20 protein-coding genes, 1 tRNA gene, 1 riboswitch and 1 other annotated feature are annotated in these 21,780 nt (G+C 27.8%); of the genes, 5 read left to right on the top strand and 16 right to left on the bottom strand.

The window, feature by feature from the left end; translation table 11 throughout:
- Positions 1 to 6 precede the first annotated feature (6 nt).
- The 5 genes from potA to HCG70_RS09530 all read left to right on the top strand — a co-directional run bounded on the left by potA (position 7) and on the right by HCG70_RS09530 (position 4,194).
- Positions 7 to 1,065: a spermidine/putrescine ABC transporter ATP-binding protein gene (potA, locus tag HCG70_RS09550; protein ID WP_055275772.1), complete on the top strand. Its 1,059-nt coding sequence runs from the start codon at positions 7 to 9 to the stop codon at positions 1,063 to 1,065.
- Entirely contained in the window at positions 1,049 to 1,876 is an 828-nt protein-coding gene (locus HCG70_RS09545) for an ABC transporter permease (RefSeq protein ID WP_042396329.1), read from the top strand. The genes potA and HCG70_RS09545 overlap by 17 nt, the downstream gene beginning before the upstream one ends.
- Before the next feature lie 17 nt (positions 1,877 to 1,893).
- Positions 1,894 to 2,706: an ABC transporter permease gene (locus HCG70_RS09540; protein WP_042396331.1), complete on the top strand. Its 813-nt coding sequence runs from the start codon at positions 1,894 to 1,896 to the stop codon at positions 2,704 to 2,706.
- Position 2,707: 1 nt separating this feature from the next.
- Positions 2,708 to 3,769, top strand: coding sequence for a PotD/PotF family extracellular solute-binding protein (locus tag HCG70_RS09535; protein WP_042396333.1), 1,062 nt, complete (start codon positions 2,708 to 2,710; stop codon positions 3,767 to 3,769).
- A gap of 152 nt (positions 3,770 to 3,921) precedes the next feature.
- Positions 3,922 to 4,194, top strand: coding sequence for an acylphosphatase (locus HCG70_RS09530; protein ID WP_042396335.1), 273 nt, complete (start codon positions 3,922 to 3,924; stop codon positions 4,192 to 4,194).
- 69 nt (positions 4,195 to 4,263) lie between these two features.
- Here the strand turns inward: HCG70_RS09530 and HCG70_RS09525 are convergent, their stop codons facing one another.
- The 16 genes from HCG70_RS09525 to HCG70_RS09450 all read right to left on the bottom strand — a co-directional run bounded on the left by HCG70_RS09525 (position 4,264) and on the right by HCG70_RS09450 (position 21,696).
- On the bottom strand, positions 4,264 to 5,034 hold the full coding sequence (locus HCG70_RS09525) for a glycoside hydrolase family 73 protein (protein WP_055291496.1): 771 nt from the start codon (positions 5,032 to 5,034) through the stop codon (positions 4,264 to 4,266).
- A gap of 236 nt (positions 5,035 to 5,270) precedes the next feature.
- Entirely contained in the window at positions 5,271 to 6,677 is a 1,407-nt protein-coding gene (locus HCG70_RS09520; RefSeq protein ID WP_042396338.1) for a sodium:alanine symporter family protein, read from the bottom strand.
- 306 nt (positions 6,678 to 6,983) lie between these two features.
- A riboswitch (glycine riboswitch) is annotated at positions 6,984 to 7,080 on the bottom strand.
- Between the two features lie 134 nt (positions 7,081 to 7,214).
- Positions 7,215 to 8,885, bottom strand: coding sequence for a 2-isopropylmalate synthase (gene leuA / locus HCG70_RS09515; protein ID WP_042396339.1), 1,671 nt, complete (start codon positions 8,883 to 8,885; stop codon positions 7,215 to 7,217).
- 84 nt (positions 8,886 to 8,969) lie between these two features.
- Positions 8,970 to 9,163: a binding site (T-box leader), on the bottom strand.
- Between the two features lie 59 nt (positions 9,164 to 9,222).
- Entirely contained in the window at positions 9,223 to 10,182 is a 960-nt protein-coding gene (locus HCG70_RS09510; RefSeq protein WP_042396341.1) for a D-2-hydroxyacid dehydrogenase, read from the bottom strand.
- Positions 10,183 to 10,265: 83 nt separating this feature from the next.
- Positions 10,266 to 10,352, bottom strand: a tRNA-Leu gene (locus HCG70_RS09505).
- Positions 10,353 to 10,419: 67 nt separating this feature from the next.
- On the bottom strand, positions 10,420 to 11,184 hold the full coding sequence (locus HCG70_RS09500) for a potassium channel family protein (RefSeq protein ID WP_042396343.1): 765 nt from the start codon (positions 11,182 to 11,184) through the stop codon (positions 10,420 to 10,422).
- A gap of 116 nt (positions 11,185 to 11,300) precedes the next feature.
- Entirely contained in the window at positions 11,301 to 12,797 is a 1,497-nt protein-coding gene (gene malQ / locus HCG70_RS09495) for a 4-alpha-glucanotransferase (RefSeq protein ID WP_042396345.1), read from the bottom strand.
- A 65-nt stretch (positions 12,798 to 12,862) separates the two neighbouring features.
- The gene (locus HCG70_RS09490) at positions 12,863 to 13,882 is read right to left on the bottom strand and encodes a LacI family DNA-binding transcriptional regulator (RefSeq protein WP_042396347.1); all 1,020 of its coding nucleotides are present in this window, start codon (positions 13,880 to 13,882) and stop codon (positions 12,863 to 12,865) included.
- Between the two features lie 251 nt (positions 13,883 to 14,133).
- A complete protein-coding gene (locus tag HCG70_RS09485) occupies positions 14,134 to 15,078 on the bottom strand; it encodes a CdaR family transcriptional regulator (RefSeq protein WP_055275778.1) in 945 nt (314 codons plus the stop codon).
- Between the two features lie 179 nt (positions 15,079 to 15,257).
- A complete protein-coding gene (locus HCG70_RS17665) occupies positions 15,258 to 16,199 on the bottom strand; it encodes a CdaR family transcriptional regulator (protein ID WP_042396349.1) in 942 nt (313 codons plus the stop codon).
- A 25-nt stretch (positions 16,200 to 16,224) separates the two neighbouring features.
- Positions 16,225 to 17,334 (bottom strand): ABC transporter ATP-binding protein, encoded by a 1,110-nt coding sequence (locus tag HCG70_RS09475; protein WP_055291494.1) that lies wholly within the window; start codon positions 17,332 to 17,334, stop codon positions 16,225 to 16,227.
- Positions 17,335 to 17,560: 226 nt separating this feature from the next.
- A complete protein-coding gene (locus tag HCG70_RS09470) occupies positions 17,561 to 17,878 on the bottom strand; it encodes a hypothetical protein (RefSeq protein WP_042396353.1) in 318 nt (105 codons plus the stop codon).
- Positions 17,879 to 17,901: 23 nt separating this feature from the next.
- Complete coding sequence (gene tpx, locus HCG70_RS09465; protein ID WP_042396355.1) at positions 17,902 to 18,387, bottom strand: thiol peroxidase; 486 nt, start codon at positions 18,385 to 18,387, stop codon at positions 17,902 to 17,904.
- Between the two features lie 127 nt (positions 18,388 to 18,514).
- Positions 18,515 to 18,661: a hypothetical protein gene (locus HCG70_RS09460; protein WP_207743371.1), complete on the bottom strand. Its 147-nt coding sequence runs from the start codon at positions 18,659 to 18,661 to the stop codon at positions 18,515 to 18,517.
- A gap of 18 nt (positions 18,662 to 18,679) precedes the next feature.
- Positions 18,680 to 19,450, bottom strand: a complete 771-nt coding sequence (locus tag HCG70_RS09455; protein WP_055291493.1) for a DUF2087 domain-containing protein — start codon at positions 19,448 to 19,450, stop codon at positions 18,680 to 18,682.
- Positions 19,451 to 19,686: 236 nt separating this feature from the next.
- On the bottom strand, positions 19,687 to 21,696 hold the full coding sequence (locus HCG70_RS09450; RefSeq protein ID WP_055291492.1) for a molybdopterin-dependent oxidoreductase: 2,010 nt from the start codon (positions 21,694 to 21,696) through the stop codon (positions 19,687 to 19,689).
- Positions 21,697 to 21,780: the final 84 nt, after the last annotated feature.

Here is a 21,780-nt window from a genome sequence, read left to right as displayed (position 1 = left end):
TTTTTTTTGAGTCAAAATATTATAGAAATACAAGGTGTATCTAAAGTTTATGGTGATAATACTGTCTTAGATAATCTTTCGCTGAATATAAGAAAAAATGAATTTTTAACATTGCTTGGTCCTAGTGGCTGTGGTAAAACTACGACTCTTAAAATAATAGCAGGATTTGAAACTGCTGACAGTGGAAAGGTTGTCTTTGCCGGAAATGATATTTCTGATGTACCTCCTTACAAAAGACAATTAAATACAGTATTCCAAAAGTATGCTTTATTTCCTCATATGAATATTTATGAAAATATTGCTTTTGGTCTAAAAATTAAAAAACTACCTAAAAATGAAATTGATAAAAAAGTTCATGAAATGCTAAAAATGGTAGCATTAGAAGGTTTTGAAAAAAGATCTGTAGACTCACTTAGTGGTGGTCAGCAACAAAGAGTTGCAATTGCAAGAGCATTAGTTAATGAACCTCAAGTTCTTTTATTAGATGAGCCTCTTGGTGCATTAGACTTAAAGCTTAGAAAAGAAATGCAATTAGAACTTAAAAAAATTCAAAAAAGACTTGGTATTACTTTTATCTTTGTAACTCACGATCAGGAAGAAGCTCTTACTATGTCTGATACAATAGTTGTAATGAACAAGGGAAAAATACAACAAATGGGATCTCCTGAAGATATTTATAATGAACCAGCAAATGCTTTTGTTGCTGACTTTATTGGAGAAAGTAACATCTTAGATGGAATAATGCTTGAGGATTATAAAGTTAAATTTGCAGATACTATATTTAAATGTGTAGACAGTGGTTTTAATCCATCTGAGGACATTGACGTTGTAATTAGACCTGAAGATATAGAAATAACTACTGCCGATAAAGGAATGTTAACTGGTAAAGTTAACTCTGTTACCTTCAAAGGAGTTCATTACGAAATTGAAGTTATTACAGAAAATAATACTTGGATTATTCATAATATAAAAAGCGCAACTGTCGGAAACACTGTTGGTTTAATAATAGATCCAGAATCAATACATATAATGAGAAAGGTGAAAGACTATGAGAAAGAAAAATAATCAAAGTGCTTTACCTGCAGCACCTTATGTTGTGTGGAGTTCACTTTTTATTGTTATTCCACTATTAATAGTAGTATTTTTTGGTTTCACAATAAAATCTGGAGATAGTTATCATTTTTCACTAGAGAATTTTCAAAGATTAATGGACCCTAAATACTTAAAAGTTTTTGGAAGAAGTATTCTTTTAGCTGTAGAAGCTACTTTAGGTTGCCTTATTTTAGGTTATCCCGTTGCGTATTTAATTTCAAAAATGCGTGAAGGTAAAAGAAATATTTTAATTATGCTATTTATAATACCAATGTGGATGAATTTCTTATTAAGAACCTATGCTTGGCTACCTATTCTAGGTAAAAACGGATTAATTAATTCTCTTTTAGTTACCCTAGGCTTTGCACGCGCTAATCTTCTTTATAATGATTTTGCAGTTTTATTAGGTATGATTTATAACTTTTTACCATTTATGATTTTACCTATTTATACTGTATTAATAAAGATGGATACTGATTTAATTAATGCAGCTTCAGATTTAGGTGCAAGTAGAAAGGAAATTTTCACAAAAATAATTTTCCCTCTAAGTATGCCTGGAATAATTTCTGGTATTACTATGGTATTTATGCCTGCTGTTTCTACCTTTGTTATTTCAAGAATATTAGGTGGAGGCCAATACATGCTACTTGGTAATTTAATTGAAACTCAATATACTTCAATGGATGATTGGAACTTTGGATCTGCAATTGCAATTTTCATGATGATAATAATTTTAATATCTATGGCCTTCATGAATAAATTTGAAGGTACTGATGATAAATAATAAGGAGGACGTATATTATGGTTAAAAAGCTTGAATCTTTCATTAAAAGATTTTATCTACTAATTATTTTTGTGTTTTTATATACACCAATAGTTACCTTAATGATATTCTCCTTTAATGATTCAAAATCAACTGCAAAATGGAATGGATTCACATTAAGATGGTATAGTGAGCTTTTCCAAAACACAAGAATAATGGATGCATTAAAGTATACATTAATAATTGCTGTACTTGCTTCAATTATAGCAACTATAATTGGAACTTTAGCTGCAATAGGAATTCATAGAATGAAAGGTGTTCCTAAAAAAACACTACTAAATATAAATAATCTACCTGTATTAAATCCTGATATAGTTACAGGTATTTCACTTATGAGTTTATTTATTTTTATATTTCCTATTTTAAATAAAATAGGGATAAATGCTCAATTTGGATTTGGAACAATGCTTTTAGCACATATTACTTTTAATATTCCTTATGTAATATTATCAGTATTACCAAAATTAAAGCAATTACCTCATAATATAACTGAAGCAGCTTTAGATTTAGGTGCAACACCTGGTTATGCAATGTGGAAAATAATACTTCCTCAAATAAAGCCGGGGATATTTGCAGGATTATTAATGGCATTTACTATGTCTATTGATGATTTTGTAATAAGTTTCTTTACAACAGGTCCTGGAGTTACTAATCTTTCTATAGAAATATACTCCATGGCTAGAAAAGGTATCAATCCATCAATAAATGCATTATCAACTTTAATGTTTATTACAGTATTAATTTTATTATTAATTGTTAATAGAAAAGAATTTACTTCAAGGGGTGTGTAGATTGAAAAAATTAAAATCTTTAGTTGCATTAGCAGCTGCTGCAATATTAACTGCTTCTCTTTTCACTGGCTGTGGAAATAGTAATGTTGGTGAAAATGGAACAATAAATTTCTTTAATGTAGGAGACTATATTGATGAAGCTCTAATTAGAAAATTTGAAAAAGAAACTGGAATTAAAGTTAATTACTCAACTTATGATACTAATGAAATCATGTATCAAAAGGTAAAAACTAATCCTGGTACATACGACTTAGTAGTTCCTTCTGATTATATGATTGAAAAAATGATACAAGAAGATTTGCTAGAAACAATAGATTATAACAATATTCCTAACTATCAATATATAGGTGAAAATTATAAAAACTTATCTTACGATCCAACAAATGAATACTCTGTGCCATATATGTGGGGTACTATTGGTATTATCTATGACAGTTCTAGAATTACAGAACCTGTAACTAGTTGGGATATACTTTGGGATAGCAAATATAAAGATGAAGTATATATGTTTAATTCTTTAAGAGATTCTTTAGCTATAGCTTTAATTAAAGCTGGATATTCTATTAATTCAGATGTTCCTAGTGAAATAGATGCAGCTAAAGATGAATTATTAGAACAAAGAAAATTAACAAATCCTGTTTACGTTGTTGATGAAGTCAAAGATAATATGATTACAGGTGAAAAAATGCTTGCTGCTGTTTGGTCTGGAGATGCAATATATATAATGAATGAAAATCCTGACATGAAATATGTTATTCCAGAAGAAGGCTCAAATAAATGGGTTGATGCTTTATGTATTCCTAAGGATGCTCCTAATAAAGCTGGTGCTGAAGCATTTATCAACTTCTTATGCGATCCTGAAAACGCAAAAGAAAATGTTGATTATATAGGATATTCTACTCCTAATACTGCAGCATATGATTTACTTGATGATGAAACTAAAAATAATCCAGCTGCATATCCTTCTGATTCTATATTAGATAAATGTGTCTTATTTACTAATTTAAATCAAGAAACTTTAAAATTATACGAATCAGCATTTACTGAAGTGCTTTCTCAATAGTATTATAAAAAACAGAATTATATACATTCATAGTATATAATTCTGTTTTTTTATAAATATTATAATTTAAAATTATAAATAAACATATTATTAACATCAAAATCACATATGATATAATCTATAATAGATTATATTATTTTTAGGAGGATTTTATGGTTAGATATTACATAATAGTAGATGGTCGTGTCCAAGGTGTTGGATTTAGATTTTTTTGTACTATGACTGCAAGAAAGTATGATTTAACTGGTTGGGTAAGAAATATGGAAAATGGTATGGTTGAAATGGAAGTTCAAGGAGATGATTCTTCTATAACTAAATATATTAAAGATATAAAAAAAGGTAATAGGTTCATTAGAGTTGATGAACTTTACCAAAAGAAAATTGAAATTCTTCCAAATGAGCGTACATTTACAGAAAAATATTAATTATATTCACATAAAATAAGAGTTAAATGTTTATAAATCCTTAATCATTTAACTCTTTTATTAATATTACTATTTAACTTTATTATCATATTCCATTAAATTATATTTTTCTATTAATGCAATTAATTTATCTGCATAAACTGCTACCCCATCTGCATTTCTAACTGTACTATACCCTGCATTTTCTAATGCTTGCGCCTGTTCTTTATAATTCTTTCCTGAAAATAATCCTGATTCCGCATATCTTGAATTTTCATATAGAAATCTTCCATGATCTTCAATTGAATCTTCAATATTATCATACTTTCTAAAGTTAGCTATAGTAGTATCATTATAATTTTCACTTGTAGAGACTGTTGCAATGGCTCCGCTCCATCTAGAATCTGCTTTTATTCCAAATAAATTATTATGGGTAACTGCAAGGTCTGATTGCCCCCATCCTGATTCTAATATGGCTTGAGCTATAGTAATTGATGGTAAAATCCCATACTCCTCATAACTTTTAATAGCGCCATGAGATATTTTATTTAAAAATTCTATCTTATCATCATCCAAATTAACATTCAAATTTACCTCTACTACTTTTTCATTACTTATATCTGAATTTACATCTGCACTATTTTCCTCTTCAATACTATCGTTTATGTTATCATTTCCTGTTTCTTCACTTATATATCTTACATTTGTAACACTTTGAGAAATTTTAATTTTTATTGTACTAAATATAGTTACAATCATCAATGAAGATAAAATAATTATCATAGCAAATTTATAAAGCATAGTTTTCTTATCAGATAAAACATAACTATTTAAACCTCTGTATTTAATATTACTTTTCATCTTAAACTCTCCTATAATTTTAAAATACTCTTTAGTGGCTTCACTTTTCCATCTATATTTTAAAGCTACACCTTTGGATATTTATAAATCATATTTACCTCCTATACTTTATTTTACCTTTTTAAGTATATTTTTATTACTAAAGTAACCATAATTTTAAAAATACATATATAATAAAAAAATCTGTTATAGGCTAAATTTATAATCTAAAACCTATAACAGATTCAACTTTTTCATTATTCTATTTCATAAACTTTCTCTAAAGCATTACTTTGTTCCCTCTTAAATTCTTGAAAAAACTCATTAGTTTCATTTATTACTACATTTCTTAATCCAATTAATCCAACTAAATTAGGTAATGCCATCAATCCATTTACTATATCAGCTATTATAAATACTAAATCTAGTGATAAGAATGGACCTACTGCTACAAAAACAATAAATATTATCTTATAAAATATAATGCCCTTTACACCTGTTAAATATTGAATACATCTTTCTCCATAATAATTCCATCCTATTATAGTAGTAAATGCAAAGAAAATTAATCCTATATTTACTATATACTTTCCTATAACTGCAAATGGTAATCCTTGTTGAAATGCAAATGTAGTCATTTCAGCACCCTCAAGACCACTGTTAAAGCTTCCTGTTAATACAATTGCAAGACCTGTCATAGTACATATTATTATTGTGTCAATAAATGTACCCGTCATTGAAATTAAACCTTGCTTAACTGGTGATTTTGTTTTAGCCGCAGCAGCTGCTATTGGTGCACTACCAAGACCTGCTTCATTTGAAAACACGCCTCTTCCAACACCTCTTTGAATGGCTAAAGCTACAGTAATACCTGCTGTACCACCTAATGCTGCCTTTGGATTAAATGCACTATTTATTATTAACATTATTGCTGAAGGTATTTCTTTTAAATTAAATCCTAATACTAATAATGCACCTAATATATATAATATAGCCATTGATGGTACAATCTTTTCAGCAACATTTGATATTCTTTTTATACCACCTAAAGTTACTAATGCAACTAATACAGTTACTATAATAGCAGTACACCATAAAGGAATATTAAAAGATATTAATGCTGCTTTAGATATAGAATTTACTTGTCCAAATGTACCTATTCCAAGAAGTGCTACCCCTACGCCAAACACAGCAAACATTTTAGCTAAAAATTTATTACCAAGACCTTTTTCTATATAATACATAGGTCCACCTGACATTTGTCCATTTTCATCTACTTCCCTATATTTTATAGCTAAAACTCCTTCTGCATATTTAGTTGCCATTCCAAAAAATGCAGCAATCCACATCCAAAATAAAGCTCCTGGTCCCCCTGCTGCAATAGCCGTTGCTACACCAACGATGTTTCCTGTCCCTATTGTAGCTGATAAAGCAGTACATAATGCCGCAAAACTTGATACATCACCTTTTGCCTCTTCATCACCTTCTTCATCATCTTTAACAAATAAATATTTAAGTGCTAGTGGTAATTTAAATACTTGTATTAACTTTAATTTAAAAGTAAAGTATATTCCTGTTCCTACTAATAATATTAGCAAAGGTGGCCCCCATACTATCCCATCAATACTATTTAATACTTTTTCAACTCCATTTAAAAATTCCATAAAAAAATCCTCCTTAAAATTATAAATTTATAGGAGGAGATTAGAGTTAGTTTTTAGTTAAGAGTTTTTAGTTAGGCGCTAAGGTAAAATTCAGGTAACCTGAATTTTTTAATATAAAGTGAATTTCTAATATTAAGATTAAATTTTTATGCAATCTTAATATTAGAATTCGTTATCTAAATCTTATTCCTTGTTATCTCTAACCTAAAAATTGGTTGTAAATTACTATCCATAAGATAAAACTAATAAACTCAATAATGAGTTTAAACCTTAACTACTAACTATTAACTATTAACTTTTAACTAATCTTAATCCCCTGTCCTTTTACCTGAGAGTTTCAGTTTAACTTTAAATTAAACCTTGCTCCTTCGGTGCTCTTATGAGTCTCTCCAGAGGCTCGTCCAGTAACGGTCCTAATACCTGAAAGATTTACTTCTTCGGTGGATCTAAATCGCTCTCCCATTACCTTCAACCGAACATATTAACTTATAAAGCTTATTATATACATAAATTTCAAATCAATCAATATAAAAATTTTTATTTACTTCCATACAATCTATTTAAAGCACTTATTATAGACTTTATTGAAGCTCTCGTAATATTACTATCAACTCCAACACCAAATGTCTTTTTGTTAGTATCATTTCTACTCATATAAACATATGCTGCTGCTTCAGCTTCAGAACCTGTACTCAATGCATGTTCCTTATAATCAATTATACTAACATCTATTAATTTACTATTAGATAATGCTTTACCTAATGAATCTATTGGTCCATTACCTATACCTTCTATTTCACGTTCTTCTCCTTTATAATTAATAACAGCATTTACTTTCGTTGTTTTCTCTGTATCACTATTGATATCTGATATAGAAATACTTATTAATTTAAAAGGTTCCTGTAAAGATAAATACTGCTCTTTAAATGCATCCATAATTTCGTTTGGCTGAACTTCACCTTTTTTCTCAGAAATTTTTTGTACCACTTCTGCAAATTCCTGTTGCATTGATTTAGGTAATTTAAATCCAAAACAATGATCCATTACAAATGCAACTCCACCTTTACCTGATTGACTATTAATTCTAACTAATGGTTCATATTCTCTTCCAAGATCACTTGGATCAACAGGCAAATATGGTACTTGCCATATTTTTGAGCCTCTTTCTTCATATTTCTTCATCCCTTTATTTATTGCATCTTGATGTGAACCTGAAAATGCAGTAAATACTAAATTTCCTGCATAAGGATGTCTAACCGGTACTGGTATTTTTACACATCTTTCATAAATCTCAATTATATCATTTATATTTTCAAGATTTAACATTGGATTAACTCCATGTGAAAACATATTATATGCAACCGTTAATATATCTACATTACCTGTTCTTTCTCCATTACCAAATAATGTTCCTTCAACTCTATCTGCTCCTGCTAATAAAGCTAACTCAGCATCAGCAACACCTGTACCTCTATCATTATGCGGATGAACACTAACAATAATTCTATCTCTATTCTTAAAATTTTGACACATATATTCTATTTGATCAGCAAATACATTTGGTGTATCCATTTGTACTGTTGATGGTAAATTTATAATAATCTTATTTTCACTAGTTGCACCCCAAGCATCAGCAACTGCATCACAAACTTCTAATGCATATTCTACTTCTGTTCCAGTAAAACTTTCAGGTGAATATTCTAAAAATATTTTCCCCTCAAAATCAGAAGTATATTTTTTTACAAGCTTTGTCCCCTCAACTGCAATATTCTTTATTTCTTCTTTACTCATATTGAATACTACATCTCTTTGTAAAACTGAAGTTGAATTATATATATGAACTATAGCTTGTTTTACTCCTTGTAAAGCTTCAAAAGTTCTTTCTATTAAATGTGGCCTTGCCTGAGTTAATACTTGTACTACTACATCATCAGGAATACAATTATCCTCTACTAATCTTCTTAAAAAATCAAATTCAATCTGAGATGATGAAGGGAAACCAACTTCAATTTCTTTAAACCCCAATTTAACTAACATATTAAAGAATTCTACTTTTTCATCTATATTCATTGGATTTATAAGAGCTTGATTTCCATCTCTTAAATCAACACTACACCAAATTGGTGCTTTTTCAATAACATTATTTGGCCATGTTCTTTCCTTCAAACTGATTGTTTCAAATCTCCTATACTTACTGTAATTTAACATGTATAAATGCCCCCTTATATATAAATAAAATAAATTAGTAACATATTATTGTAATAAATAAAAAAAACGCGTAATATTACCCTCCATTGGAGCGTATTTACGCGGTACCATCCAAAATTTATACTTAATTAAAATAACGGTATTAACCGATAAGAGCTACTAAAAGTTCACCCTTATAGCTCATGAGCGAGTTCAAAAATATAATTTATAGACTCGCAGCAACCGTCTACTCTCTGAAAAACCATGGATTCTTTACTACTCTCATTCCTAGCAATATTTATTTTATTTTCTATAATATTACTATATTGCTTTATATTTGTCAATGAGCATAATTATTTTATTTATCAACTCTATTTCTATCTTTTCCATTATAAAAAGCTTTAATATTTTCTACAACTTCATTAAATAATCTTTCACGCGCCTCTATGCTTGCCCATGCAATATGTGGTGATAAAAGAAGCTTATCTTTATTTTTTATTGATAATAAAATATTATCTTCACCAACTGGCTCTGTCTCATAGACATCTAGCGCAGCCCCTCTTATTTGCTCTTCCTCAATAGCCCTAGCTAAATCCTTTTCTACAACAATAGGCCCTCTGCCCATATTTACTAGTATTGCACTACTCTTCATCTTAATTAATGCTTCATAATTAATTAATCCCTTTGTATTTTCATTTAATGGAGCATGTATAGAAATAATATCACTTTTTTCTAATAACTCTTCAAAAGATACTTTTTTAAATTGAGTAGAAGAGTTTTTGCCAGAAGTAGAATAATATATTACCTCCGCACCAAAAGCTTCTGCTATCTTTCCTACCCTATTTCCTATTGCTCCTAGACCTATAATTCCCCATACTTTATTTTCAATTTCATAATAAGGTTTATTTAAACATGTAAAAGATCCTGATTTTGAATATTCACCCTCCTTTACATACCTATCATAATATACTACTTGATCTAATAGTCCTAGTGCACTAGCAAATGTATGTTGAACTACAGCATTTGTTGAATATCCAGCTACATTAGCTACCCCTATTTTATGCTCTTTAGCATAATCTATATCTATGTTATTAAATCCTGTAGCTGTTTCTGCAATGAATTCAAGATTTTTTGCATCTTTCATGTTATTTCTATTTAACACTACTTTATTAGTTAATATTATATTAGCATCCTTTATTCTTTCAACTACTTGACTTTCATCTGTAGCTTCATAATATTGCACTTCTCCAATTTCATTAAGTTTTTCTATACTAATATCTCCTAAAGTTTTACCATCAAGTATTACTATTTTTTTCATTTATAAATCCTCCCGAAAATTTCTATAAAAAAAGAGCCACATCAAAAATATATTCACATATACCTTTGATGCAGTTCTATTATTGGTGCAGATGGTGGGACTTGAACCCACACGAGGAATCCCTCAATAGACCCTCAATCTATCCTGTCTGCCTATTCCAGCACACCTGCGCAAAATTTAAAAACTATAATATAATTTTATGTTATTAATAAATTAATTTCAAGTATATTTTTCCATTTATTTCTTTAAAGCCTTTAGTATCTTTACAATATTGTCTAAATCCTCATTACTTAAATCATCAAAATTATCAAGCATACTCTTAATATCTTCAATGACTTTTTCCTCATATGTTTTTTCTATCTTTTTACCGCCATTTATTATGTATAATGTAATACTAGTTGTTATAACTCCTATAACACCTATACCTATAATCATTAATAAAACAGCAATTGCTTTACCTAATTGAGTTTTTAATAAAATATCACCATACCCAACCGTAGTAAATGTTACAAAACTCCACCATAAAGCATCTCCTATTGACATACCTTCAACTATAGATATTAATACAGCCCCTATTACTATAAAAATAGTAGAAACAACTAATAAAAAATTTAACCTACTTTTTCTAATTTCATCCTTGACTCTTATTTTAAATTTTATTGCACAAATAATTAACATAATAGATTTAATAGCTTTTATACAATATGAAGAATTAACTTTTGAAGGAATAATAGTAAAACCTAAAACTCTAACATAAAATCTTATAGAAAATATTGAAAACAAATCTATTAAATTTTCTTTTATAAATTTCCTTTTTTCTTTACTTATTGCAAGTCTTGTAACGTAATCACCTATAAATATCAATCTGACTATATTATCAATATAATAAAATGTCCAACTTACCTCTTTGGGAATATTAATGAAAATTTCTATAATCAACATTAACGTTAACATAAGCGCAAGCAATCCTATAAAAAAATCATATACACATTTCTTATTCATACCCTTGCCTCATAAAATATAAATTTATATATTTATATTTATGTTATATGTAACTGATATATGATGAATAAAAAATCAAAGGACTATTGCATTTACGCAATAGTCCTTTATTATAATTAACATCTTCCATACATTTTTGTATACTTGTAAATTTTATCTGCTAATTCAGTATTATAACTACCTTCTTTAGCTCTCCATTTCCAGTTATTTCCTAAAGTTGATGGGAAGTTAACCCTTGTCTCATTTCCAAGATTTAAGAAGTCTTGCATTAATGCTACTGAAACATTTGCAACACTACTCCATGCTCCTCTTATAAAGCCCCAGTTATATCCTTCTTCTTCTGATAATGCTAAATACTCTTTACAATACTCAACATCACTCTTACTTCCTGTTAACTCAAACCATCCTCTAAAAGTATCATTATCATGTGTTCCTGTATATGCTATACAATTTCTTGTATAAGTATGAGGTAAATAATTACTTTCTTCTCTTGCATCAAAAGCAAATTGTAATACTTTCATTCCTGGGAATCCTGTTTCTTGTAAGAAATCAATAACCTCATCTGTTAAATACCCTAAATCTTCTGCAATAACATTTATTTCACCTAATGTTTCTTTAATTGCCTTAAATAATTTAATTCCAGGTCCTTTAACCCACTTACCATTAATAGCAGTATCTTCACCATAAGGAATTTCCCAATAGCTTTCAAAACCTCTAAAGTGATCAATTCTAACTACATCATAAAGCTTTAAGCTTTCTTCTACTCTTTTAATCCACCACTTATAGCCTGTCTTCTCCATATAGTTCCAATCGTAAAGAGGATTCCCCCATAGTTGTCCTGTTTCTGAAAAAGCATCTGGTGGACATCCAGCTACTGATATTGGTTTTAACGTATCTTCATATATTAAATATGCTTCTGGATTACTCCATACATCAGCACTATCTTCTGCCACATATATAGGAATATCACCTATAATATTTATTCCTTTTTCATTAGCATAACTCTTTAATTCATTCCATTGTCTAAAGAATAGGAATTGAATAAAAGACCAAAATCCTATTTCATCAGACAATTCGTCTTTGTATCTATTAATTGCTTCTGGTTCTCTCTTCTTGATATCTTCATCCCATTCTTGCCAACTAACTAGTCCAAATCTACCCTTAACTGCCATATAAAGCGAGTAATCATCTAACCATGAATCATTTTCTTTTGTAAACTCTTCAAATTTGGCTTTTAAATCTATATTATTTAGCTTTTTAAAATTTTCATAAGCTCTTTTTAATACTATATATTTAACTTCATATAAACGCCCATAATCAATATATTCTTCATTATCTCCATAATTTTCATTTACATAATCTTCTTTATTAAGAATTCCTTCTTTATTTAAAATATCAAAGTCTATGAAATATGGGTTTCCAGCAAATGCTGAAAATGATTGATAAGGTGAATCCCCATATCCAGTTTGTCCTAAAGGCAATATCTGCCAGTATTTTAACCCTGATTTAAATAAAAATTCAACATATTCATACGCTTCTTTACCAAAAGTACCAATACCAAACTTCCCTGGTAAAGATGCAATATGCATTATAACCCCTGCACTTCTTTCCATATAATTCTGCTCCTTTTATCACGATAATTTTAATTGATTATATTATATTTACGTTAATAAATATTTTATTTTTTATTAATACAAGAACTTGATTCTCTCTCTAAAAGTTCTGTATCTAATAAAATATGTTTATTCTCTCCGTTGCCCTTTAAAAGTTCGAATAATATCTCTACACTCTTCTCAGCCATTTCTTTTTTAGGTTGCTTTATAGTTGAAATTCCTGGGTTATAATAACAACTAATATCCATACCATCAAACCCTAATATAGATACATCCTTACCTACAACTAATCCACTATCTACAACTGCTCTAGCTGCACCTATAGCCATAAAATCTGAAATTGCAAAAATTGCAGTAATATCTTTTCTACGTTTTAAAAACTTTAATGTTTCTTCGTAAGCTTTTTTAGTGTCATAATCTCCAATAAGTAAATTATCATCATTTACTTCAATATCATATTCCCGTAAAGCCTTTATATATCCCTTATATCTCCACCAACTAACACAAAAGTCATTTTCCTCACCTATCATTAATGCTATGTTTGTATGGCCTTTTTTTATAAGATATTCTGTAGCAGAATAGGAAGCTTGAAGATTATCTATCCCCACAGTAGAATATTTATCTCTACCTAAAGGTGATACAGTATTAACTGACGTTAAGACTACTGGAACATCAATATTCTTGAAACTATCTTCATCTAAATCAATAAAGTTACCTCCAAGGCAAATTATCCCTTGTAATCTCTTTTCTTTTACAAATGAAATTATGTTTTCTACTTCATGCTCTAACACATAATCATTTTGTTGTAAAATCATTGTATAATTTTTTTCGTTAATTTTGCTTCCAATAACATTAATAAGCTCAGAGAAAAATGGATTAAAAACCCCTTTTACTAAAACACCTATATTTTTAGTATTATTTTGTTTTAATATTCTAGCACTATTATTGGGTACATAATTACTTTCTCTAATAACTGCTAAAACTCTTTCACGAGTACTTTCTTTAACATCAGGATGATTATTTAAAACACGGGATACAGTACTAACTCCAACCCCGGATATTTTCGCGATATCCCTTATATTCATCAATATACCTCCTCAAAAAAATATTTATGGTATCGTTACCTGTAAAATCTAAAAAAATACGATATGGACCACACCAAAAACATTTTTTATATTGGAGTGATTCATTAATCTTACTAAATATTACACCAATGAGTCACTTATGTCTATACATGATTAAATAATACTTTCACTAAATATATTTGTTTTAAATACCCTCCATTCGGTACCGTTTCCAAATATAATTGTATCTTATAATTTTAATATTTTCAATATTAAAATTGCTTTTTTATTCCTAAATAAAAAAACATTATCCTCATTAACATTGCATTGTTAAATTCCCTTATATCATAGGACGTTATTTTTTGTATCTTATCTAATCTATATAACAAAGTATTTCTATGAATAAACAATTCTTTAGCTGCTTCACTTGTATTTAAACCACACTTGAAATACGTTTCTATAGTTCTTATCATTTCTCCATCTAAATTCGATATTTTCGATGCAAATTTGTCATACATTCTAAGTTTCATCTCATCTGAAATTGAATCAACTATCACTTCTAATATTAATTCATTGTCATCAAAAATTTCACAATTAACTTTATACTTAATTGCTATTTGAATTTTTTTAAGATTTTCAATATATGCTTGTCTTATCTTTTTGTAATTACTTACTTCACAATAACTAATATAGCATTTTTTATTAAATTGTGTATTTATAATTTCTTTTATTTTTTTTGCATGATTAATAGTCTCTTGTAAATCACCTATTACTATTATATTTCCATTATATAATACAACTTCTACTTCGGTATTTATATAACTTTTCTTAATACATGCTAATATATTGTTAGTGTCTCCTTCAACAAATATATTCATTAATTGAAATGTTCCATTTAACCGTGGCCATATATCTAATATTATTGACTTTTCCACCTCATTATCATCTAAGAGCATAGAAATTAAATTTTCTTTTTCAATAATTATGCTTTTAAGTGCACTTTGTAAACAAAACATTAATAAATCAATTGCTAAATTGTGTTGATTATTTACCATAACCTTATAATCTACACCTTTATATTTAATAGCTTTTTCCACAGTACTATTTGCATTTTTAAATTTTGGTGTAGTATATTTACCAATTCCTTCAATATTCAATTGAAATGGTATTTGTGAATTATTATATATTTCATTAACTAAGGTATCAATATTTCTCAAACTATCTCCTCCTAATACCCCATATACTATTGGTGTTTTGATAAATAATTCCCACTCATTTTAAGGATATTTCCACCAATTAAATAAATTGGTAGAAATATTAGGAGATTCTAATTACCCTTAAATTTACAGTTTCGGTATCGTTTTCAATGTTATTATATACTATTTTCAAAATATTCTCAAGATTTTTTTTCTTTCCAAATAAAGAATATGATCTTTAATAGTACAGCATCATTAAAATCTCTTATATCATAATTTGTATACTTTTGAATCTTATCTAATCTATAAATTAATGTATTTCTATGAATATATAATTCTTTTGCAGCTTCACTTAAATTTAATCCACATTTAAAGAAAACTTCCATAGTTCTTATCATTTCATTATCTAACTTTGATATTCCTTTTTCAAACCTATCATATACATCTTTTTTCATTTCTTCCGAAACTGAGTCTATTATACCCTCTAAAATAATCTTGTTTGCATCAAATATTCCATCAATAATATTATATTTAAATGCTAAATCAATTTTATATCTTGTATCGTCATAATGTTTTTTTAATGTTAAATAATTTTCAACATTGCAATAACTAATATAACACTTACAAGTAATTACACTTTGTATAGTATCCTTAATGCTTTTAGCATGTTCTAGCATGTCTTCAAATTTTCCAAACATAAGGATTTGACCTTTATAATTTATAATATCTACTTTACTACATGAATATCCCTGTTTAAGATATGATATTATTTCATCCTTATAATTATCAATATATATATTTATTAAATCAAAATCTTTTGTTAGCACTGGCCAACTAGCTTTAATTATTTCTTCTTCAATTTCCTTACCATCTAACAATGCTGAAATAATACTCTTTTTACTTAAAAATACTTTATTTAACCTTTCTTCTACATAAAGTTGTAATAAATCAAGTGTAACACTAAATGCTGCATTTATTTTGATGCAGCACTCAGTGTTATTATAAATAAATCTCTTATTAACTTCATTTTGAGCAATTTCAAATTGCGGTGTAGAATATTCCCCTACATCGTGCATTATTAATTGGAAAGGTATTTTACAACTGTTATACACTTCATTTACCAGTTTCTCAATACATTTCACAATATCTCCTCCAACGAATTAATTATTATACAACTCTTAATTCTGTTTCCTTATCAAATACATGTAACTTTTCTGCCTTTAAGTAAAGACTTGCTACTTCACCAATCTTTAATTCTGTACTACCTTCAATTTTAATGTTCAGCGGATTATTTCCACATTTTGTATATATATAACTTTCTGAACCCATAAGTTCAATAACTTCTACATGCCCTTTTACAATGCTTCCTGGATTAGCTGCAATTAAATCTGCATCATCACTCAAGTGTTCTGGTCTAATACCAAATGTTACTGACTTACCAACATATCCAGATTTTGTTAATATTTGAGCCTTTTCAGCTGGTAATATTATTTTATTTTCACCAAATACCGCACAAACATCATTTCCATATTTTTCTACTTTTCCTTCTAAGAAGTTCATTTGAGGGCTTCCTATGAATCCAGCTACAAAAAGGTTAGCTGGATTATTGTAAATATTTATTGGAGAATCGACTTGTTGAATAACTCCATCCTTCATTACAACGATTCTAGTACCCATTGTCATAGCTTCTACTTGGTCATGTGTTACATATATAAATGTAGTTTGTAACTTTCTATATAACTTAGTTATTTCTGTTCTCATTTGAACTCTTAATTTAGCATCTAAGTTTGATAAAGGCTCATCCATTAAGAATACTTTTGGATGTCTTACGATAGCTCTTCCTAATGCAACTCTTTGTCTTTGACCTCCTGATAAAGCTTTTGGCTTTCTCTTTAATAGGTGTTCAATATCTAATATTTTAGCTGCTTCAGTTACTTTTTGTTCTATTTCAGCTTTTGGAACTTTTCTTAATTTTAATGCAAATGCCATGTTATCGAATACTGTCATGTGTGGATATAATGCGTAGTTTTGGAAAACCATTGCTATATCTCTTTCCTTTGGTTCAACATCGTTAACTAGCTTGTCCCCTATATATAATTCCCCTTTAGAAATATCTTCTAGCCCTGCAATCATTCTTAAAGTTGTTGACTTACCACATCCTGATGGTCCAACGAATACAATAAACTCTTTGTCTTCAATTTCTAAATTAAAATCTTTAACTGCTGTTACATCCCCTGGATATATTTTATAAATATGTTGTAATGATAAATTTGCCATTTTTTATTCCTCCCATAAATCAACTTCTAAATTTATTAACTTCATTTGATATATTTATTGTACAACCTGTAACTGTTTTCATCCATATGCAATATTTACAAATATGTTACCTTTATTTTGTATATTTATCTAAAACTATTATTAAAATGATATTTTTTACATAATATATAATAAACTAAAAGACATATAGAAAACAACTCTCTATATGCCTTTATGCTAATTTCTTTTATTCAGTTTCTTTTTCCATTTGCTTTTTTAATTCATGAGCAAATTCTTTTTGTTCCTTTCTTTCTTCTTTTTCATACTTTCTTATTTCTTTATCTAAATCCTTTGCTATCTTTTCAGCTCCTTTTTCTTCTTCTTTAAATTCCTTCTTTAATTCATGTTGTTTTTCTCTTTGTGCCTTTTTTTCTTCTCTTTCCTCTTCTTTCATTTGATGTTTTATTTCATGAGCAAATTTTTTCTCTTCATGTCTTTCATGTCTCTCTTCTTTTCTTTCTTCATGATGAATTTTCATTTCTTCGATTGATTCTTTTATACTCATAATAAAATCTCCTTTTATAAAAATTATTTTACAGCATCCAATACCTTTTCATAATTGGGTTCATTTATTACATCATTACAATATTCAACATATGTAATTTTATTATTTTCATCTACTACAAATATAGCCCTAGTTAAAAATCCAAACTCTTGTATCAATGTTCCATATTGTTTACCAAAGCTTTTTTGTTTAAAATCTGATACTGTTTTTACTCTATCAACACCAGCATTTCCACACCATCTTACTTGTGCAAATGGTAAATCCATTGATACTACATATACTGTAACATCATTTAATTTTGAAGCTTCTTCATTAAATTTTCTTACCTCCATATCGCATACAGAAGTATCTATTGATGGTACAGTTACAAATATTCTTTTTCCTTTTGTGTCATTCAACTTTACATCTTTTAAAGTGTTATCTACCACTAAGAAATCAGGTGCATCATCTCCTACTTTAAGCATGTTTCCAACAAGAGTAATAGGATCACCATTAAATGTTATTTGCATAAATTACACCTCCCTTAAACTTATTAATACTTGCTACATTAATATAGTTCCCCAATAGTATGTAATTTAATTATTTCAATAACAAAATCCAAAGATATATTAATTACATCTTTGGATTTTATTATATTTATAGTTCTATCCACTCAATTATGGTATTTTCTTTTATAAATCCTCTCTTTTTATATAGTTCATAAGCTACCTTATTTTTCTCAATTACTATTAGTCCTATTTTATCAACATTTTTATCAACTAGAAATTTTATAGCAGTTTCCAAAAGTTTTTTCCTAATCCTTTATTCCTTTACCCAATACTTGCTACAATCCTTTGATCTATCTAAAAATCCATATTCAATTAAATATCTTCTTATAGTAGCATTATCTTCATATATTCTTTTTAATGTTTTATTTATATCTTTTTCAGAATAGATTTTACCCTTACGAAAATTTTTCATTATTTCTTCTAAAATTATAATTTTCTTTTTTTCCTTTGCAGGGAAATTTTTAAGTGCTCCTTCTTCTGTCATATAACTTTTAACAGTTTGTAATTTTTCTTTATCTGTAATGTTATACCTATCATCTAATGTTGTTGCACCAGCATGTGAATCACATATTTCTTCATTATCCATTTTACAAATATTTTTACTTGTATGAGACGCTAATAATTCCATCATTGATAAGAATAATTTTGCTTGCTTTTCCTTTTCTCTTAGCTTATATCTATGATTTCTAACTGTAGATGCAGCTACACCAAGTTTATTAGCTATTTCTTTATCACTTAATCCTTGTACAATTAAAACAATTAACTCTCTCTGCACTTCAGTAATACCTGTATATGCTGTATTCATATTTAACAAATAATCTAACATAGACTTATGATATTCTTTTATATGCAGTTCCATAGCTTTTTTAGCTTCATATAAATATGAATTAACTTCATAAATCCTCCCCTTTGTATAAACTTCATTACAAATTAAACATTTATAATACTCATCTCTTTCTATATAGCCCTTTTTTATATCTTCTATCTTTGAATCCCATAACTCATTTTTATTTTCATTGCTCATTTTCTCTTACTCCTTTTCTTGCTCTTAAAATTATTATATAGATACTTTCTATTTTTGTCTATTATTTTATAGATATTTTTATCTTTTGTTTATTATATTGTTGCTTTATATTGATTTCATAGAGAAGCTCATAATCATATTGAACCATATTAGTAATTTCAATTATCAAAATTATAAATTTGCAACTTTACTTAAAAGAAAAAGTCAGCATAAAATGCTGACTCATAAATTAATCACTATATTTTAATTATATCCACAAAAGTTTCATTATAAGTAATTTGTCCACCAATATCTGAAATACCACTATTAGTTAAAACATTAGGATTACCATGTTTTTCCCACCAACCAACAAACATCATTACAACTTTATCACTAATTGAACTATCTATTTTTATCCTTACTTTTATTTGTCCATTCTCTGACTTTAAATATACTATTTCATCATTATCTATATCTAAACTTTTTGACATATTTTCATTAATATATGCAATAGACATTCCCTCTTCATCTATAAAATGTTGACTTGATAAACTATCTCTTCCATGATTAGTTAATAATCTTATCTTTGCTTTATTTTCACTACATTTAACTTTATTATTAAGATCATATAATCTTATAATTTCAAATTTCCTACTTTTAGTCATAAACTTTTTATCTTCCCAAGCAATATTTTTATGTAAAGTAAGATAGTTACTTTTTATAAACTCTAAATTTATATTACTATTAATATGTTTTAATGGCTCTATTACTTTTTCTAAATAATCTGTCTTTTCTACATAGGGATAATCATTTAAGTTCATTTCCTTTGCTAATTCCATGAAGAAATAATATTCATCCATTAATTTTTCCCTAGGTTCTATTAATTTCTCATTGTATATTAAATAAGGATTCATCATTGAACTAAATAATAAATCTTCACTTTCAAGTTGACTACTCGTTGGTATAATCAAATCGCATACCTTTGCAGTATCAGTCATAAACATATCAAAGCACACCTTAAAATCTATCTTAGATAGGGACTTTTTCAATTTATTTACATTTGGAAGCTGATTTACTAAATTGCTTTTAGTTATTACAGCCATTTTTATTGGAATGTTTAAGTCATAATCACTTTCCTTATCTTTATTACAGATAAAAATATCATTCTTGTAATATGTTTTACCTAAAGAACATTTTTCTATAAACTCATTAATCTCACTAGTATAAAAATATCTATTAGAAGCTGCTTTTTCACTATTATAAGGATCACTATTTAATATTTTAGGATAAACTTTATTAGCATAATTTACTCCCCCACCACTAAATCCTATTTGTCCTGTTATAGCGCCTAAAGCATCTATTGCTCTAATAGTAATTCCGCCATTTTTATATTTCTGCATTCCAAAACCTAATAAAATAGTAGAATACTTTTCACAATATAATCTTACTAATTCATTAATTTCATTAATTTCTACTCCACATTCAAGACTTAACTCTTCAATATTTAAAGATAAAACATATTCTTTATATTCTTCAAATCCATTAACATATGATTTTATATACTTTTCATCAAAAAATTCATTTTCAATTATTACCTTTCCTATTGCTAATGCTAGGGCTAAATCTCCATTTGGCTTAATTCTAATATATTTATCACTTAAGGTTGCAGTTGCAGTTTCTATTGGATCTATAACTATTATTTTGCTTCCATTTGCTTTAGCTTTTCTTATCATTTGCATAGTATGTATTGTTGTATTAGCAGGGTTTTTACCCCATACAAAAATATTATTACTATTCATCATATCTTCTAATGAATGACTTTTAGAATCTCCAAAATCTAATTTTTGTGCCGCAATTCCTGCACTCCAACAAGGTCCACCCTTGGCTAAACTAACACCACCATAAAAATTAAAGAATTTTTCACCTATACTTTTTAATAATGAACCATTTCCATATTGCTCATAATATAAAATAGATCTGCTTCCAAATTCATTTTTATAATCTTTTAATCTTTTTGCCATAATATCTATGGCCTCCTTAAAAGATATTTCTTTCCATTCTCCATTTACTTTCAATAAAGGATTATATAATCTTTTCTCATGATTTACTCTTTTTAAATGCGCTAAACCTTTCTTACATATAAATCCCTTAGTATAAGGATGTCCTTCATCTCCTTCTATTTTTACTACTTCATTTTTATCTATATATACATTAAATTTACAACAATCTGCACAATCTAATGTACAACCATGACTTAATTTTTTCATTTGCTTCCCCCTCAATTATTGCTTAATTAATGGCCTTTATTCAGAAATTCTAATTATACTTTATTTATTTTTATTATAACCTTT

It is taken from the genome of Clostridium sp. K04 (genome assembly GCF_019734375.1).
Taxonomy (GTDB): Bacteria; Bacillota; Clostridia; order Clostridiales; family Clostridiaceae; genus Clostridium; species Clostridium saudiense.
The sequence above is the reverse complement of the archived record's forward strand: the minus strand, read 5'-3'. Positions and strand labels throughout refer to the sequence as shown.